The organism is Rhizobacter sp. P1_G5, from assembly GCF_056405435.1.
The window spans coordinates 1-15,761 of the sequence record NZ_JBFUCB010000077.1; the positions used below are offsets into that span (position 1 = coordinate 1).

21 protein-coding genes are annotated in these 15,761 nt (G+C 69.3%); 13 read left to right on the plus strand and 8 right to left on the minus strand.

From position 1 onward, the window contains the following. On the minus strand, positions 1-214 hold a 214-nt coding region (locus AC1D12_RS08195), incomplete at its 3' end, for a response regulator transcription factor (RefSeq protein ID WP_477839863.1). Positions 215-273: 59 nt separating this feature from the next. On the opposite strand from AC1D12_RS08195, the gene AC1D12_RS08200 reads away from it, so the two are divergent. From AC1D12_RS08200 to AC1D12_RS08240, 9 genes are all read left to right on the plus strand, one after another. Beyond that, positions 274-1,617 (plus strand): sensor histidine kinase, encoded by a 1,344-nt coding sequence (locus tag AC1D12_RS08200; RefSeq protein WP_047500754.1) that lies wholly within the window; start codon positions 274-276, stop codon positions 1,615-1,617. Positions 1,618-1,726: 109 nt separating this feature from the next. Continuing rightward, positions 1,727-1,894: a DUF1328 domain-containing protein gene (locus AC1D12_RS08205; RefSeq protein WP_047500752.1), complete on the plus strand. Its 168-nt coding sequence runs from the start codon at positions 1,727-1,729 to the stop codon at positions 1,892-1,894. 82 nt (positions 1,895-1,976) lie between these two features. Beyond that, positions 1,977-2,378, plus strand: coding sequence for a hypothetical protein (locus tag AC1D12_RS08210; RefSeq protein WP_477825971.1), 402 nt, complete (start codon positions 1,977-1,979; stop codon positions 2,376-2,378). Between the two features lie 118 nt (positions 2,379-2,496). Beyond that, positions 2,497-2,880, plus strand: coding sequence for a hypothetical protein (locus tag AC1D12_RS08215; protein WP_477839866.1), 384 nt, complete (start codon positions 2,497-2,499; stop codon positions 2,878-2,880). Then, on the plus strand, positions 2,877-3,512 hold the full coding sequence (locus AC1D12_RS08220; RefSeq protein WP_465111149.1) for a hypothetical protein: 636 nt from the start codon (positions 2,877-2,879) through the stop codon (positions 3,510-3,512). Before AC1D12_RS08215 ends, AC1D12_RS08220 begins: the two co-directional genes overlap by 4 nt. A 203-nt stretch (positions 3,513-3,715) precedes the next feature. Further along, positions 3,716-3,895 (plus strand): DUF1328 family protein, encoded by a 180-nt coding sequence (locus tag AC1D12_RS08225; RefSeq protein WP_047501127.1) that lies wholly within the window; start codon positions 3,716-3,718, stop codon positions 3,893-3,895. Between the two features lie 116 nt (positions 3,896-4,011). Beyond that, on the plus strand, positions 4,012-4,326 hold the full coding sequence (locus AC1D12_RS08230) for a BON domain-containing protein (RefSeq protein ID WP_465111148.1): 315 nt from the start codon (positions 4,012-4,014) through the stop codon (positions 4,324-4,326). A 106-nt stretch (positions 4,327-4,432) separates the two neighbouring features. Next, positions 4,433-5,662: an AI-2E family transporter gene (locus tag AC1D12_RS08235; protein WP_477839868.1), complete on the plus strand. Its 1,230-nt coding sequence runs from the start codon at positions 4,433-4,435 to the stop codon at positions 5,660-5,662. Continuing rightward, positions 5,659-6,636 carry a YihY/virulence factor BrkB family protein gene (locus tag AC1D12_RS08240; protein WP_477825972.1) on the plus strand — a complete coding sequence of 326 codons (978 nt, stop codon included), beginning with the start codon at positions 5,659-5,661 and terminating at the stop codon, positions 6,634-6,636. Before AC1D12_RS08235 ends, AC1D12_RS08240 begins: the two co-directional genes overlap by 4 nt. Positions 6,637-6,648: 12 nt before the next feature. Here the strand turns inward: AC1D12_RS08240 and AC1D12_RS08245 are convergent, their stop codons facing one another. Next, positions 6,649-6,873 carry a hypothetical protein gene (locus AC1D12_RS08245; RefSeq protein WP_477825973.1) on the minus strand — a complete coding sequence of 75 codons (225 nt, stop codon included), beginning with the start codon at positions 6,871-6,873 and terminating at the stop codon, positions 6,649-6,651. A 79-nt stretch (positions 6,874-6,952) separates the two neighbouring features. Then, entirely contained in the window at positions 6,953-8,542 is a 1,590-nt protein-coding gene (locus AC1D12_RS08250; RefSeq protein WP_477839870.1) for a DEAD/DEAH box helicase, read from the minus strand. A 575-nt stretch (positions 8,543-9,117) separates the two neighbouring features. Here AC1D12_RS08250 and AC1D12_RS08255 point away from each other — a divergent pair. After that, on the plus strand, positions 9,118-9,660 hold the full coding sequence (locus tag AC1D12_RS08255) for a DUF2087 domain-containing protein (protein WP_047500732.1): 543 nt from the start codon (positions 9,118-9,120) through the stop codon (positions 9,658-9,660). Between the two features lie 9 nt (positions 9,661-9,669). Here the strand turns inward: AC1D12_RS08255 and orn are convergent, their stop codons facing one another. Next, complete coding sequence (orn, locus tag AC1D12_RS08260) at positions 9,670-10,236, minus strand: oligoribonuclease (RefSeq protein WP_047500730.1); 567 nt, start codon at positions 10,234-10,236, stop codon at positions 9,670-9,672. A 51-nt stretch (positions 10,237-10,287) separates the two neighbouring features. On the opposite strand from orn, the gene AC1D12_RS08265 reads away from it, so the two are divergent. Genes AC1D12_RS08265 through rsgA form a run of 3 tightly spaced genes read left to right on the plus strand, consistent with a single transcriptional unit; the run spans position 10,288 to position 12,821 of the window. Then, a complete protein-coding gene (locus tag AC1D12_RS08265) occupies positions 10,288-11,583 on the plus strand; it encodes a M48 family metallopeptidase (RefSeq protein ID WP_477828541.1) in 1,296 nt (431 codons plus the stop codon). 3 nt (positions 11,584-11,586) lie between these two features. Continuing rightward, the gene (locus tag AC1D12_RS08270; protein WP_465111142.1) at positions 11,587-11,919 is read left to right on the plus strand and encodes a 4a-hydroxytetrahydrobiopterin dehydratase; all 333 of its coding nucleotides are present in this window, start codon (positions 11,587-11,589) and stop codon (positions 11,917-11,919) included. Continuing rightward, positions 11,916-12,821, plus strand: coding sequence for a ribosome small subunit-dependent GTPase A (gene rsgA / locus AC1D12_RS08275; RefSeq protein ID WP_047500723.1), 906 nt, complete (start codon positions 11,916-11,918; stop codon positions 12,819-12,821). The genes AC1D12_RS08270 and rsgA overlap by 4 nt, the downstream gene beginning before the upstream one ends. Here rsgA and AC1D12_RS08280 read toward each other — a convergent pair whose 3' ends face one another. The 4 genes from AC1D12_RS08280 to trmD form a co-directional block, all read right to left on the minus strand. Then, positions 12,822-13,811 carry a CobD/CbiB family protein gene (locus tag AC1D12_RS08280; protein WP_477839873.1) on the minus strand — a complete coding sequence of 330 codons (990 nt, stop codon included), beginning with the start codon at positions 13,809-13,811 and terminating at the stop codon, positions 12,822-12,824. A 39-nt stretch (positions 13,812-13,850) separates the two neighbouring features. Next, positions 13,851-14,534, minus strand: coding sequence for an NUDIX hydrolase (locus AC1D12_RS08285; protein WP_477839877.1), 684 nt, complete (start codon positions 14,532-14,534; stop codon positions 13,851-13,853). Positions 14,535-14,602: 68 nt separating this feature from the next. Continuing rightward, the gene (gene rplS / locus AC1D12_RS08290; protein WP_047500714.1) at positions 14,603-14,956 is read right to left on the minus strand and encodes a 50S ribosomal protein L19; all 354 of its coding nucleotides are present in this window, start codon (positions 14,954-14,956) and stop codon (positions 14,603-14,605) included. Positions 14,957-15,054: 98 nt separating this feature from the next. Beyond that, positions 15,055-15,759, minus strand: coding sequence for a tRNA (guanosine(37)-N1)-methyltransferase TrmD (gene trmD, locus AC1D12_RS08295; protein WP_477839875.1), 705 nt, complete (start codon positions 15,757-15,759; stop codon positions 15,055-15,057). Between the last annotated feature and the right edge of the window lie 2 nt (positions 15,760-15,761).

Consider the following 15,761-nt stretch of genomic DNA (forward strand, 5'->3'; position numbering starts at 1 on the left):
GGGCGCGGATCGCGGCCAGCGCGTCGACGCCGCTTTGCTGCGGCATCGACAGGTCCATGACCAGCACGTCGATCTGTTCCTTGCGGACGATGTCGAGGGCTTCGCGGCCGTTGGAGGCCTCGGCCACGACCTGCAGGTCGACCTGCTCCGCGAGATACTGGCGCAGACCGGCGCGAACGAGCGCGTGGTCGTCAACGATGGCAATCTTGATCATGAGCGACTGTCCCCTGTGGTTGGACTCCAATCGATTCTAGAGGCACACAGAAAAATCGCATGAAGAACTTCTTTCACCGATTCAAGCGCAGTGCCTTCACGTTCCCCCTCGCGGTGGTGACCGCGCTGACGCTGATGGGCATCAGCGAGACCGCCTACCGCACCTCGGTGGACGCGCTGGACCGGCTGGGCGAAATGGGCGTCGCCCGCACCAACAACATGGTGCTGCTGCGCCAGGTGCTCGATGCCGAGAACGGCCAGCGCGGCTACCTGATCACCGGCCGCCCCGAGTACCTGAAGCCGTACCGCTCGTCGATGGCGAGCATCGGCGAGACGCTGCGCACGCTCGGCGAGTACTACGCGCACGAGCCCGACCGCGTCGCCGATTTCACCGTGCTCGCGACGCTGGTCAGCAAGAAGGTCTCCGAGATGGACACCACGGTGCAGTTGCGCGCCGACGGCCGCGACGAGGCCTGGCGCGCGGTCATCGAGACCGACATCGGGCGCGAGCAGATGGAGAGCATCCGCCTCGCCTCCGAACGGCTGGTGACGCGCGAATCGAGGCTGATCGCGGACCGCCGCGAGGAGGTCTACCAGACGCTGCTGCTGAGCCGGCTCGGCGTCAGCGCGATGACGGCGCTGAGCGTGCTGGCCTTCTTCATGTACCTGCGCCAGTCGAACACGCTCGAGAAGGAGCGCGTGCACAAGAAGGAGGCGCTGCAGGCCGAGCGCGACCTGCTGGAGGTGCAGGTGACCGCGCGCACCGCGCAGCTCACCGAATTGGCGCAGCACTTGCAGACCGCCCGCGAGGACGAGCGCAGCCGGCTCGCGCGCGACCTGCACGACGAGCTGGGCGCGCTGCTGACGGCGGCCAAGCTCGACGTGGCGCGGCTGAAGTCGCGCATCACGATCCACACGCCCGACATCACCGAGCGGCTGGTGCACCTGAACGAGACGCTGAACGAAGGCATCGCGCTGAAGCGCCGCATCATCGAGGACCTGCGGCCGTCGTCGCTGAGCAACCTGGGGCTGCTGGCGGCGCTGGAGATCCTGGGCCGCGAGTTCGCCGAGCGCTCGGGCGTGAAGGTGATCAGCGAGCTCGAGCCGGTGTCGCTGAAGCCGTCGGGCGAACTGACGGTGTACCGGCTCGTGCAGGAGGCGCTGACCAACGTCGCGAAGTACGCGCAGGCGCGCCAGGTGGTGGTCACGCTGCGGCCGCGCGGCGCGCTGGCCGAGGTCGACGTGCACGACAACGGCAGCGGCTTCGACACGCAGGTGGCGCGGCCGTCCACGCACGGGCTGCTGGGCATGCGCTACCGCGTCGAGGCCGAGGGCGGGCGCATGAGCATCCAGTCGACGCCGGGCACCGGCACGCGCATCCAGGCGACGCTGCCGCAAATTTGAGTCGTCGGCTCCCTCCTACACCGCATCGGCTCGCCGTCCCATTCCTCGCGGACGCCCGCGCTCCTAGAGTGGTCCCATCGTCAACCACTCACACCGAAGGAGCCAGAGCATGCTGTATTACGCCGTCGTGTTCTTCATCATCGCGCTGATCGCCGCCCTGTTCGGCTTCGGCGGCATCGCGGCCAGCGCTGCCGGCATCGCGAAGATCCTGTTCATCATCTTCGCGATCATGGCCGTCGCCGCCTTCCTGTTCGGTCTGATCAAGCGCGGCACCTAGCCGCGGCGCCGCGCGCCGCCTTGCGGCGCGCCCTCGCCTCGCCTAACTTGTCTATTCCCACATACCAATCAAGGAAACAGCCATGAGCACCTCCACCTTCAAGACCGACAACCTCAGCAGCCAGGCCAGCGACACCGTCAACAAGCTGGCCGACACGGCGGACAGCGCGGTCAAGAGCACGCGCCGCGTCGCCAACAGCGCGCTCGACCACGCCGAATCGGCGATCGGCGAAGCGCGCGACACCGCCGAGCCGACGATCGCCCGCCTGGCCGGCCAGGCCGAAGCGCTGGCGCGCCGCGGCGTTGACGCCGTGAAGGACACCGCCACGCACGTGCGCGAACGCGCCGCCTCGGTCGGCGATGCGACCGTGCGCTACGTCAAGGACGAGCCGGTCAAGTCGATGCTGATCGCCGCCGCGACCGGTGCCGCGCTGATGGGGTTGCTTGCGCTGATCCAGAGCGCTCGCCGCAACAACCAACAGTAAACCCGGCAGTGACCCCGCCGTGGGCGCTGGACCGGCCCGGCCGATTGGTGCATCGCACCACGGCCGGGTTCGCCGCGTCCGCTTTCGTCCACCGCTGTAGCTCACCATCGGTGCTGCCATGATCCATCCGCTGATCAAGCTCGCTGCCACACGGCCTGAACTCGTCGCCGATCACCTGAGTGCCTACGCCGCGCTGATCGGCAGCGAAGCGCGCCAGGCGCAGAGCCGCTGGACCGTCCGCCTGCTGCTGACGGCGCTCGCGCTGTGCTGCGTCGGCGTGAGCGCGGTGCTCGCGGGCGTCGCGCTGATGCTGTGGGCGGTGACGCCTTCGCTGCAAGGCGACGCGGTGTGGGCGCTGTGGGCCGCACCGGCCGTGCCGGCGGTCGTTGCCGTGGTGGCCGGCGTGATCGCGCGGCGACCCGCGGCCGAGCCGGCGTTCGCTGCAGTGCAGCAGCAGTTCGAGGCCGACGCACGCATGCTCGGCGAAGTGGGTGCGACATGACCCACGTCGAAGAAACCCAGCTCGACCCTGGCCTGCCGGCCGTGGTGCCGGCGCGGCCGCTGAGCCCGAAGGAACGGCTCGCGGCCTCGCGCGAATCCATTCGCGCGGCGCTCGTGAAGGCGAGCGCCCCGCCCGATCCACACGCTGTGCATGCGCCGCAGGAACCGGGCTGGCTCGGCACGCTGGGCGACGCGCTCTCGGACCTGCCCGCCGCCGCGATCGCGGTGCGCTGGTTGCGCCGCTGGTGGGCCGGCCATCCGTGGCGCACCACCTTCGAGTTCGCACGCGACGCCGGACAGGAGCTCGCGGGCCCGCTGGCGAAGAAGCACCCGTGGTGGCTGCTGGCGGGCGCCTTCGTCGGCGGCATGCTGCTGACGCGCGTGAAGCCGTGGCGCTGGTTGTCGGGCGGTGCGTTGCTGGCCGGCTTGCTGCCGCGCTTCGACCTGGCATCGATCATCAGCTGGGTGAACCTCGCGATCGCGGACTTCACGCGGCAGGCCCCCGCACCGGCTGCTGCATCAGCATCGGCGCCCGCACCCGCATCGACATCTGCATCGACATCAGCGCCGCCGCCATCACCGCCTTCGGCACAACCGCCGCACATGCCCGGCACCGACTACACCGTGCACTGAGCGTCGCCACGCTCTCTTTGCCGAAGCGCGCCGCGGGCGCGCCTTTTGCCGATCGCCACGCATGCCTTCAAGGCATCGGATCGGCAAAGCATTCCGTCCTACATGCGCTCACGCCAGCGTCCGATGGATCGGCTGCGGGGCGGCCCATAGAGTTGCCTCATCGACTCGACACCGCGAATCCGCACCGCACCAAGGAGAACGACATGCTGAAGTGGGCCATCATCTTTGCAGCCATCGCGCTCGTCGCGGGCGTGTTCGGATTCACCGGCATCGCCGCCGGTGCGGCGGGCATCGCGAAGTTTCTCTTCGTGCTGTTCCTGGTGCTGTTCGTGGCCGTGGTCCTGATCGGATTGCTGGGCGCGAAAGCGATCAGCAGCAAGTGATGTTCATGTTCTATTGACCCCCATGCCACGACACGGGCCCGCACGGGTGGGGGCTCGATGTCCATCTTCCCGATGACCACCTGGATCACAACGCTTCCACACTGAAGGAGAACCACATGCTTGTCCGCAACACCCTCGCTGCCGTCGTATCCGCCGTCGCCCTGCTGTCCGCCACCGGCTGCGCCGTGACGCGTGATCAATCGACGGTCGGCAGCTACGTCGACGATGCCGCCATCACCACCGCGGTGAAGGCGAAGTACGTCGGCAACAAGGACGTCGATGCCTCGTCGATCAGCGTCGAGACGCTGAACGGCACGGTGCAGCTGTCGGGCTTCGCGAAGAGCGCGAACGAGAAGAGCACCGCCGAATCGATCGCCCGCAACGTCAACGGCGTGAAGTCGGTCAAGAACGACATCCTGATCCGCCCGTAAACCTCACGACCCTCACGGCTCGTCCGTGTGAAGGCGCACCACCCCGCGGGGTCGTGCGCCTTGCGGCGTTGAGGACAGGGCGCTCGGTGCGCCGTCTTCGCACACGATGTCCCTCTCCGGCACCCTGACGCCCGCCGCGAAACCGCCCGTCGAGGCCGGGCGCGCCAGCATCGCATCGCAGGTCGACGAGCCCGCGTCGCCGCTCGACGACGGATATCCCGGGCCGCTTCCGCGCTCGGYGGCCTCGGCGACGGTGATCGCGACGGTCGCGGTGATCGGTGCGCTGTGGTGGGGCCAGCGCTTCCTGGTGCCGGTGGTCGCCGGCCTGATGCTCGCGATGCTGGTCGCGCCGGTGGTGGCCGGCCTGCGCCACCTGCTGCGCAGCCAGATGCTCGCGGTGCTGCTGTCGCTGGTGCTGTTCCTCGCGCTGGCGGCCCTCGCGTCGATGGCCTTCGGCGGCAAGCTGCTGCGCATGGTGGACCGCAGCCCCGAGATCATCCGCATGGTGGCCGAGCGCATCACGCCCACCGAGGCCGATGACGACTCCGTGCTCAAGCGCTCGCGCGATGCGCTGCAGGAACTCGACCGCGCCGCCCAGAGCGTCGCCAACGGCGCGCCGCCGCCGAAGCCGACGCGCCAGAAGCTGATCCCCGCCGCGCCGGCGCACACGCTGACCGAGACCGTCACGCTGTGGATGCGCGACACCGCGCTGAACGGCTCGACCATCCTGATGAAGTTCGCCGGCGACCTGACGATCATCGTGTTCGTCGCGTTCTTCGTGCTGAGCGGCGGCAGCCCGCTCGCGGGTCGCTTCATCGACCTGTGGGGCGGGCGCTCGCAATCGCGCACGCGGGCCTGCCGGGCCCTGCATGAATGCTCGCGGCAGATCCGCATCTATGTCGGCGTGCTGCTGGTCACCAACGTGCTGATCGGCTGCGCGGTGTGGGCCGCGTTCGCCTGGGGCGAGATCCCCGATGCGGCGATGTGGGGCGTGACCGCCGCGGTGCTGCATGTCGTGCCGTATGTCGGCATGGGCATCCTGACGGCGTTCGGCGCAGCGGAAGCCTTCCTCGCGCACGGCACCGCCGGCGCGGCGATCGGCACCGCGGTCTACCTGGTCGTGGTGTCGACGCTGATCGGCACCGCGGTCGCGGCCTGGCTGCAGAGCCGCGCCGCGCGGATGAACGCCGCCGCGGTGTTCATCGGCTTGGTGTTCTGGGGCGCGCTGTGGGGCGTGTGGGGGCTGTTCCTCGGGCCGGGGCTGATCGTCGTGATGAAGGTCGTCGCGGAACATTCCCGCTCGGCCACGCGGCTCGCGCGATTGATGGAAGGGTGAGCGTGGCGCAGGGCGAGGTCGCCGACACCCCGGGGCTCGCTGTCCGCCTCTGGCACCGGATGGTCGCGAGCACGGCGGGGCACGTGGTCTCGGTGGGCGTTCGCACCATCAACCGCTTCATCGAATGCCATGGCGCGCGCCAGGGGGCCGCGGTGGCGTTCTACGCGGCGTTCTCGATGGCACCGCTGCTCGTCGTCGTGACGAGCCTGCTGGTGTGGCTGCTCGGCGACCAGAGCGCGAACGCGACGATGGTGGATGCGGTCGGCCGCCTGCTCGGCCCGGGCGAGGCCCGCACGCTCGCGGACCTGCTGGCCAGCGCGCCGCACACCGCGACGACGCTGCTGTCGCGCGAACGGGCCGGCGGGTTCGCGGTGGCGGCGCCGGTGATCGCGGTGGTGACGATGCTGGTCGGCGCGGTCGGCGTGTTCGTCGAGTTGCGCGCCTCGCTGCAGGAGATGCTGGGCGCACCGCCGGAGCGCGGCTCGCTGTGGCGGCTGGTGCAGGTGCGCCTGCTGTCGATGGGCGTGCTGCTCGGCTGCGGCTTCCTGCTGGCGGTCGCGATGGTGCTGCAGGCCGTCGCGCTGCTGGCGATCCGCTGGGTGGTCGACCAGACCGATGCGCTCGGTCCGGCGCTCGGGCCGCTGCTGCAGTCGGTCGAGCTGCTGTGGTCGTGGCTCGTGATGACCACGCTGTTCTCGTTGCTGATGGTGTGGCTGCCCGATGCGCACCTGCGTGTGCGGCATGCGTTCATCGGCGCGGCGGTCGCGGCGGTGCTGTTCCTGGCGGGGCGCTACGGGATCAATGCGTACATCGCCGGCACGGCGCTGCGCTCGACGCTGGGCGCCGCCGGATCGTTCGCGGCGCTGCTGGTGTGGATCTACTGGTCCTGCCAGATCTTCCTGCTGGGGGCGGCGCTGGCGGTGGAGATGGGGGCGCATGAGCGGGTGCCGTATCCGCCACCGGACGCGGATTGACCCGGGCCGTCTTCAAGCCGGACGACTGGCGGCGATCCAGGCTTCGGTGGCGCCCATCGTCACGCGGTAGCGCGCGCAGTTGAAGGCTTCGAGCTTGCGCAGTTCGTCGCGCAACAGAGGCGCGAAGCCCGGTGCGTTGTCGTCTCCGAGGTGCAGCGCCTCGATCGCATCGGCCAGCGTCCTGCGATCGCGCACGACCAGGCCGATCGCCTCGTTGAGGGCTTCGCGGTATCGCAAGTGAAGCGGGTCCGGTGCCCACCCATCCGACCCAAAAAAAAGGCCCGCAAAGCGGGCCCTTCGTGAGTGTCAACCGGGATCAGCGGCTGAAACCACCCTGGCGCGGGCGCTGCGGCTTGCCGAAGCTCCCCTTGTTGCCGCCGGGGCCGCTCGGCTTGCGCGGCGCGAAGCCGGCGTTGTTGCCGCGGTCGGCCGGCGCGCGGTCGAACGCATGGCGCGGCGCGCCCTCGTGCGGCGGACGGTTCGCGAACGGGTTGTCACGGCGCTGCTCCGGGGCCGGGCGATCGAACGAACCGCGCGGCGCGAAGCCGTCCGGGCCGCGGGTCGCAAAGCCTTCGTTGCGCGGWGCGAAGCCTTCATTGCGCGGCGCAAAACCTTCGCCACGCGGGGCCGGCCGGCCGAAGCTCTTGCCGCCCTGGTGGCCACCGTGGCCGCCACGGCCCTGGCCGAACGGCTTGCCGCCGAACTTGCCTTCGGGGCGGGCAGCGAACATGCGCGGTTCCGGCGACTTCGGCTCCAGGCCGACGATCGTCGCGACCGGGATGTTCTGCGTCGTGAAGGCCTGGATGCGGCGGATCATGCCGGTGTCCATGCGCTCGGCCAGCGTCACCGCGAGGCCGTTGCGGCCGGCGCGGCCGGTGCGGCCRATGCGGTGCACRTAGTCTTCGGCYTTCATCGGCAGGCCGTAGTTGATCACGTGGCTGATGGTCGGCACGTCGATGCCGCGCGCGGCGACGTCTGTTGCGACCAGCACGCGCAGCTGCTTGTTGCGCAGGCCCTGCAGCACGCGGGTGCGGCGGCCTTGCGGCATGCCGCCGTGCAGCGATGCGACCGCATGGCCCATGTCGGCCAGGCGATCGGCGAGCCAGTCGGCATCGCGCTGCGTGCTGGTGAACACCACCGCCTGCTCCATGTCGCGCTCGGTCAGGATGTGGTCCAGCAGCGCATTCTTGTGCGCGCCGTTGTCGGCCCAGTGCAGGCGCTGCTCGATGTTCTCGTGCGTGTCGGTGTGCGAGGTGACCTCGATGYGCTGCGGATCGCGCAGCAGGTCCTGCGCGAGGCGGCCCACGTGGCCGGCGAAGGTCGCGCTGTACATCACGGTCTGGCGGTCTTGCGGCAGCTGGTCGGCGATGGTGCGGATGTCGTCGATGAAGCCCATGTCGAGCATGCGGTCGGCTTCGTCGAGCACCAGCATCTCGACGTTCTCGAGGATGGCCTTGCCGCTTTGCAGGTGGTCGAGCAGGCGGCCGGGGGTCGCGATCAGGATGTCGAGCGGGCCACGCAGCGCCTTCAGCTGGGCGCCATAGGGCACGCCGCCGACGACGGTGGTCACGCGCAGGCCTTGCACGTGCTTGCCGTAGGTCACGGCGGCCTTGTCGACCTGCATCGCCAGTTCACGGGTGGGTGCCAGCACGAGGATGCGCGGGCCGTAGACCATGCCCTTCTCGCGGCGCTTGGTGTTGTCGCCGCGGGCGGCGAGGATGCGCTGCAGGCCGGGCAGCACGAACGAGGCGGTCTTGCCGCTGCCGGTGCTCGAGGCGACCATCAGGTCCTTGCCTTCGATGGCCGGGGGGATGGCGCGGGCCTGCACGTCGGTCGGCGTCTCGTAGCCGGAATCCTTCAGGGCTTGCAGCAGGGCCGGGTTCAGGCCAAGGGTATCGAAACTCATCGTCTTCTTTCTCAAACACGGTGCCGCCGGCCCGCAAAGGGCACAGCACGACACCAGCGCGCATCGGGTGCACGCGGATCAGTCGCTGGGGAGAAGGTCCGAACCCAGATCGGCGAGAACGCTCGCGCCGGTGCCGGGGAACATGGGAACAGTCAAAGCGACGGCATCGCCGCCAACCATTCCCGCAGAGCCCTGGAAATCCCTGAAAGGGGTCCCGGGGTTCGCCGCGGAGTTCGAACAGGCCGCACGGCCGTGAAAGCGGCCATGGGAAGACTCGATGAGGTCAGAGGGGATGAACGAAACGCCTCGTACAGTCAAGTGACGGTGCCGAGGCGAAGCGCGGAGTATAGGGGGCCGCGGGTTTTCCCGCAAGCCCGAATGCCCTTCGAATCCGTCGGGCTACACTTCGCGCCGGTCGGCAGTTCACCCAGGTCTCGTCGCGCTGGCGCCCGCCAGCGATCTGAACCTGCCAAACGCCTTCGGCCCATTCTGGTCACGCCCTGCGTGCGCCCGGCCGGCAACGACGATCCCCGGCGCCCGCAAGGGTCGCAGCGCACGCGAGAGGGAGACCCTTCATGACACGCGTCCTGTTGCCGTTGCACACGGCCGACCTGTCCACCTTCGCGAAGTCACTGGCGCAACAACTCGCCGACGCGACGGAGCCGCCCGGCCACCAGTCGCTGATGAACATGCTGGCGCGCGCCGCCGGCCACCGCAACCTGCAGGCGCTGCGTGCCGCGCAACTCAAGCCGGCACGCCCTCCCCAGCCCGCGCAGGCACCGCTGATGCTGACGCCGCTCGCGCGCAAGGCGCTCGGCCAGTTCGACGCGCAGGGCCGGCTCGCGCGCTGGCCGACGCGCTTCGCGGTGCAGCGCCTGGCGATCTGGGTGCTGTGGACGCACTTCGAGCTGCGCCGCGTCTACACCGAGCGCGAGGTCAACGAGGTGCTGAAGGCCTGGAACGCGTTCGGCGACCATGCCACGCTGCGCCGCGAGCTGGTCGAGATGAAGCTGCTGGCGCGCAAGCCCGACTGCAGCGAGTACCGCAAGCTGTCGCCGCGCCCCGGCGACGAGGCCCGCGCGCTGATCCAGGCCTGGCGCGCCGGGTACGCAGCCTGACAGCGGCTGCTACTTCGCCAGCAGGTGCTCGCGGTAGTACGCGAGCTCGTCGATCGACTCGTGGATGTCGGCCAGCGCGGTGTGGGCCTGCGCCTTCCTGAAGCCGGCGAGGATCTCCGGCTTCCAGCGCTTGGCCAGCTCCTTCAGCGTGCTGACGTCGAGGTTGCGGTAGTGGAAGAAGGCTTCCAGCTTGGGCATCGTGCGCGCCAGGAAGCGGCGGTCCTGGCAGATGCTGTTGCCGCACATCGGCGAGGTGCTCTTGCCGACATAGCGCTTCAGGAAGTCGATCACCTGCGCCTCGGCCGAGGCCTCGTCGATGGTCGACGCCTTCACGCGGTCGATCAGGCCGCTGCGGCCGTGCGTGCCCTTGTTCCAGGCGTCCATCGCGTCGAGCGTCGCGTCGCTCTGGTGGATCGCGAACACCGGGCCCTCGACGCGCTGCGTCAGCTGGGCATCGGTCACGACGACCGCGATCTCGATGATGCGGTCGGTGTCCGGGTAGAGGCCGGTCATCTCGAGGTCGATCCAGATCAGGTTCTGGTCGCTTTGCTGCAGCGGGCTTGCGATGTCGCTCATGGTTTTCTCCTTGGGGGCATTCTCGCCGACCGCGCCCTACACTTGCAGCCCATGCAAGCCATTCACCTGACCCTGCTGTTCGCCGCCGCGCTGCTCGCCTCGCTCGGGCTGCGCCTGTGGCTCACGACGCGCCAGATGCGCCACGTCGCGGCCCACCGCAACGCCGTGCCGGCCGCCTTCGTCGGCAAGGTGTCGCTCGACGCGCACCAGAAAGCCGCCGACTACACGCTCGCGAAGGGCCGCTTCGGGCTGGTGACGATGGCCTTCGGCGCCGTCGTGCTGCTCGGCTGGACGCTGCTCGGCGGGCTCGATGCGCTGAATGCCGTGCTGCGCGATGCGCTGGCCCCGCGCTTCGGCGGCCTTGCCTACCAGCTGGCGCTGGTGTTCGCGTTCTCGGTGATCGGCGCCGTGCTCGAGCTGCCGTTCGAGCTGTACGCCACCTTCCGCCTCGAGGCGCGCTTCGGCTTCAACCGCATGACCTGGCAGCTCTTCGTGCGCGACCTCGTCACCAACACGCTGGTCGGCATCGCGCTCGGCCTGCCGATCGTCGCGCTGATCCTGTGGCTGATGGGCGCGGCCGGCGCGTACTGGTGGTTCTGGGCCTGGCTCGCGTGGACGGCGTTCGGCCTGTTCGTGCAGGTGGTGTACCCGCTGGTCGTGATGCCGCTCTACAACAAGTTCGAGCCGCTGCCCGACGGCTCGCTGAAGGAGCAGGCGCTCGCGCTGATGGCACGCTGCGGCTTCACCGCCCAGGGCTTCTACGTGATGGACGGCAGCAAGCGCTCGGCCCATGCGAACGCGATGTTCACCGGCCTCGGCAAATCGAAGCGCGTGATCTTCTACGACACGCTGATCAACAAGCTCAGCCCGCCCGAGATGGAAGCCGTGCTAGCGCACGAGCTCGGTCACTTCAAGCTGCGCCACCTGCTCAAGCGCAGCCTGACGATGACGGTGCTGAGCCTGCTGGCCTTCGGGCTGCTCGGCTGGCTGTCGAACCAGGCCTGGTTCTACCTGGGCCTGGGCGTGCAGCCGTCGATGGCAGCCCCGAACGACGCACTGGCGCTGATCCTGCTGATGCTCGCGATGCCGGTGTTCAGCGTGTTCGCCACGCCGCTGGCGGCGCGCGTGTCGCGCAAGCACGAGTTCGAGGCCGACGCCTACGCCTGCTCGCAGGCGGACGGCCAAGACCTTGCCGCGGCCCTGCTGAAGCTGCATGAGGACAATTCGACGACGCTGACGCCGGACCCGGTGTACGCGCGCTTCTACTACTCCCATCCGCCGGCCACCGAGCGCCTGGCGGCCCTTCAATCGCAGACGCGCCCCCAGGCGCACCCACAACCGAGCTGAACCATGAGCAACCTGCTGCACCTGAAATGCAAGGCGCTGGAAGGCGCCGACGCGATGGGCCCGAACGAGGTCCGCAGCCACCTGGCGCAAGTCAGCGGCTGGCACCTGAATGAAGGCGCGATCGAGAAGACCTTCAGCTTCAAGAACTACCACGAGACGATCGCATTCGTGAACGCGCTGGCCTGGATCGCCCACAGCGAAGACCACCATCCGGAGCTGGCCGTCAGCTACGACCGCTGCGTCGCGCGCTTCAACACGCATTCGGTCGGCGGCATCTCGCTGAACGACTTCATCTGCGCGGCCAAGGCGGACGCGCTCGTCGCCTTCCTCGCTTGAGCCACACGGTCGCGCTGGACACCGGGCTGGTGGTCGCCGGCCACGGGCGCCACTACATCGTCGAGACGCCGGACGGCGAGCGCATCGTCTGCCACCCGCGCGGCAAGAAGAGCGACTGCGTGGTCGGCGACCGCGTGCGCTGGCAGGTCACCGGCGACGAAGGCGTGATCGAACACGTGGACCCGCGGCGCAACCTGCTGTTCCGCCAGGACGAGTGGAAGACCAAGTCGTTCGCCGCCAACCTCGACCAGTTGCTGGTGCTGGTGGCCGCCGAGCCGGTGTTCAGCGAATCGCAGCTCGCGCGCGCGCTGATCGCGGCCGAGAGCGCCGGCATCCCGACACGCATCATCCTGAACAAGTCCGACCTGCCGCAGATCGCCGCCGCGCGCGAGCGGCTGAAGCCGTACAGCGCGATGGGCATCGACGTGATCGAACTGGCGCTGAAGACCCGGCCGCAGGAGGCGCGCGACCGCCTGGGCCCGCTGCTGGCCGGGCAGGCGACGCTGGTGCTGGGGCCGAGCGGCACCGGCAAGAGCACGCTGATCAACCTGCTGGCACCGGACGCGCGTGCGCAGGTGGGCGACATCTCGGTCGCGCTGAACTCCGGCCGCCACACGACGACGTCGACGCAGTGGTACTGGCTCGATGCCGAGCGCACGACCGGGCTGATCGATTCGCCGGGCTTCCAGGAATTCGGGCTGCGGCAGATCGAGGCGCAGCAGCTCGCGATGCTGATGCCCGACATCCGCGCGGCCGCCACCGACTGCAAGTTCTACAACTGCACGCACCAGCACGAACCCGGCTGCGGCGTGCTGGCCGCGCTGGCGCGCGGCGAGATCAGCGAATCGCGGCACCGCATCTACGGCGAGATCCGCGACGAACTGGGCCGGCAGCGGTTCTGATCAGCCGATCAGGTTGGCCAACGAGAGCAGCGCCAGCAGCAGCATCCACAGCACCACCGAGCGCCAGACCAGCCCGACGATGCTGCGCAAGTGACCGGTCTGCGGCGGCGCCCCGGGCGTCGAGCCTTCGGCGTTCGAGAGTTCGTCCGGCGCTCCGCTGTCGAAGGTCTTCGAGCGGTCGGGCGTAACGCCCGGCGCCGCGCTGCCGCCGAGCTGCRCGCCCACCGCACCGGCCGCGGCCGACAGGATGATGCCCTCGTTCGCGTGCTTCCACAGCCCGGCATCGCGGCGCCAGCACGAGACCGCCTCCTCGAAATTGCCGACCACCGCGAAGCCGAAGGCCGTCAGCCGTGCCGGCAGGTGGTCGATCAGCCCGAACAGGCGTTGCGACAGCGCGAGCAGCCGCTCGTTGACCGGCGCACCGACGGTGCGGCTCTTGAAGGCCCAGTAGCGACTCGCGAATTCGGCCATGCGGTAGAACACCGCGCCGGCCGGCCCGAGGCCGAGCGTCGACAGCACGACGAACCAGAAGAAGACGCCGAACACATGGCGGTGCGCGGCCAGCAGCGAATGCTCGATCACGTGGCGCAGCAGCTCGGCGCGCGGCAACTCGCTGGCGTCGAGGTGGCGCCATTCGGCCAGCAGCCGGCGTGCGGTGAGTTCGTCGCCGCGCTCGAGTGCGTCGCGGATGTCGGTGAAGTAGTGGCTGAACTGCCGGAAGCCCATCGTCAGGTACAGCACGACGACGTTCCAGGCGAGTGCCGCGACCAGGCTGAAGCGCACGACGACCGCGAAGACGGCCCAGGCCAGCAGCGCCGGGACCAGCGTCGTCACGCACCAGACGACCCAGGCGTGGTGGTCCTGGCCCGCATCGAAGTTGCGGCCGGTCCAGCGCATCCAGCCGGTCAGGCCGTCGTGCACGAAGTTGCGGCGCGGCAGCGGCTTCAGTTGCTCGATCAGCAGCGCGAACAGGACGGCGAAGAAACTCATGGCCCGCGATGATAGCGGCGAGGCCCCGTCCGGCGACGGCTACGCGGCGAGGAAGCGATACAGGTTGCGCAGCATCGCGGCGGTGGCCCCCCAGATGAAGTACTGGCGCGGACGGCCGTCGGCGCCGACGCCGGTCCACGGCATCGACAGGAACTCGCGCCGCACGCCGCCCACCTCGACGCTGTGCCGGCGGTGGTTGGCCGGGCTCATCAGGAAGGCGAGCGGCACCTCGAACACCTCGGCGACCTCGAACGGATCGGCCTGGATCGCGAAGCCCGGGCGCAGCAGCGCGACCACCGGCGTCACGATGAAGCCGGTGCCGGTGGTGTAGGTGGGGAGGCTGCCGAGCACGTCGACGTAGTCGCGCGCGAGGCCGATTTCTTCGGTCGCTTCGCGCAAGGCGGTGTCGACCGCGTCGGCGTCGTACGACTCGGCACGGCCGCCGGGAAAGCTGATCTGGCCGGGGTGGTCGGTCAGGTGGTCGGTGCGCTGGGTCAGCACCACGCACAGCACCTCGCGCTGCACCAGCGGCACCAGCACCGAGGCGTGGGCCGGCGCGCGGGACCCGAAGGCGCGCTCGGCGGCAATCTCCGGCGACCAGGCCGGCGGCGCGAGGAAGCGGCTGCGCAGGGCCTCGGGCGACAGGTGCGGCAACGCGATGGCAGGGAGGTGATCGTCGATGCCCTCGACGGGCAGTTCCAGCGGGTTGAAGCTCAGCGGCATGGATCGATTGGACAAGAAAAAAGCCGCCTCGGGGAGGCGGCTTCTTCATGACCGTACGCGGGTACGGATCAGGCGAGCTTCTCTTTAATGCGAGCCGACTTGCCCGAACGGTCGCGCAGGTAGTACAGCTTGGCGCGGCGCACATCGCCACGGCGCTTGATCTCGATCGTCGCGATCAGCGGGCTGTACAGCTGGAACGTACGTTCCACGCCTTCGCCGCTGGAGATCTTGCGCACGATGAAGCTGGAGTTCAGGCCGCGGTTGCGCTTGGCAATCACGACGCCTTCGTAAGCCTGCAGGCGCTTGCGGGTGCCTTCGACGACGTTGACGCTGACGATCACCGTGTCGCCGGGAGCGAAGGGGGGAATGGTCTTGTTGAGGCGAGCAATTTCTTCTTGCTCGAGGGTCTGGATCAGGTCCATGGGGTTCTCCTGTGATCTTGCCGGCGCGGTTGCTGATTTTGATGTGGCCACTCAAGAAGAAGGCGGCCACGCCCGGTAGAGGATCGAAAAGCCCGCGATTATAGCCCGAGGCCGGCGAGGAACTTCTCGTCGAGTTTGCTCAGTTCGCCACGCGCGCGGGCGGCGGCGATCAATTCCGGGCGGCGCCGGGCGGTGATCTCGAGCGAGCGCTCGCGCCGCCAGCGGGCGATGTCGGCGTGGTGCCCCGACAGCAGCACCGGCGGCACCGGGTCCGGGCCGGCCGGGGCGTCGAGCACTTCGGGGCGGCTGTAGTGCGGGCAGTCGAGCAGGCCGTCGGAGAAGCTGTCCTGCTGGTGCGACTGCGCATCGCCCAGCACGCCGTCCTGCAACCGGGCCACGCCGTCGAGCAGCGCGAGCGCCGGCAGCTCGCCGCCGGACAGCACGAAGTCGCCCAGGCTCAGCTCCAGCGTGACATGGCGATCGATGAAGCGCTGGTCGATGCCCTCGTAGCGGCCGCACAGCAGCACCGCGCCGGAGCCGGCCGCGAACTCGCGCATCACCGATTGATCGATGCACCGGCCGGTCGGCGTGAAGTGCACGACCGGAACGCTCGCCCCGTCAGCGCGCTCGCCGCGGATGGTGGTGAGCGCACGCTCCAGCGGCTCGACCAGCATCACCATGCCGGGCCCGCCGCCATACGGCCGGTCGTCGACGCGGCGGTAGTTGTCGTCGGCGAAGTCGCGCAGCGGCCACAGCCGCACGTCGACCTGGCCGGATTCGAACGCGCGGCGCGTCACGCCCACGG

Excerpts from the sequence above, each read along its gene's own strand:
- AC1D12_RS08200 (WP_047500754.1), top strand. The coding sequence starts at position 274 with ATGAAGAACTTCTTTCACCGATTCAAGCGCAGTGCCTTCACGTTCCCC.
- AC1D12_RS08205 (WP_047500752.1), top strand. The coding sequence starts at position 1,727 with ATGCTGTATTACGCCGTCGTGTTCTTCATCATCGCGCTGATCGCCGCC.
- AC1D12_RS08210 (WP_477825971.1), top strand. The coding sequence starts at position 1,977 with ATGAGCACCTCCACCTTCAAGACCGACAACCTCAGCAGCCAGGCCAGC.
- AC1D12_RS08215 (WP_477839866.1), top strand. The coding sequence starts at position 2,497 with ATGATCCATCCGCTGATCAAGCTCGCTGCCACACGGCCTGAACTCGTC.
- AC1D12_RS08220 (WP_465111149.1), top strand. The coding sequence starts at position 2,877 with ATGACCCACGTCGAAGAAACCCAGCTCGACCCTGGCCTGCCGGCCGTG.
- AC1D12_RS08225 (WP_047501127.1), top strand. The coding sequence starts at position 3,716 with ATGCTGAAGTGGGCCATCATCTTTGCAGCCATCGCGCTCGTCGCGGGC.
- AC1D12_RS08230 (WP_465111148.1), top strand. The coding sequence starts at position 4,012 with ATGCTTGTCCGCAACACCCTCGCTGCCGTCGTATCCGCCGTCGCCCTG.
- AC1D12_RS08255 (WP_047500732.1), top strand. The coding sequence starts at position 9,118 with ATGACACGCGTCCTGTTGCCGTTGCACACGGCCGACCTGTCCACCTTC.
- orn (WP_047500730.1), bottom strand. The coding sequence starts at position 10,236 with ATGAGCGACATCGCAAGCCCGCTGCAGCAAAGCGACCAGAACCTGATC.
- AC1D12_RS08265 (WP_477828541.1), top strand. The coding sequence starts at position 10,288 with ATGCAAGCCATTCACCTGACCCTGCTGTTCGCCGCCGCGCTGCTCGCC.
- AC1D12_RS08270 (WP_465111142.1), top strand. The coding sequence starts at position 11,587 with ATGAGCAACCTGCTGCACCTGAAATGCAAGGCGCTGGAAGGCGCCGAC.
- AC1D12_RS08285 (WP_477839877.1), bottom strand. The coding sequence starts at position 14,534 with ATGCCGCTGAGCTTCAACCCGCTGGAACTGCCCGTCGAGGGCATCGAC.
- rplS (WP_047500714.1), bottom strand. The coding sequence starts at position 14,956 with ATGGACCTGATCCAGACCCTCGAGCAAGAAGAAATTGCTCGCCTCAAC.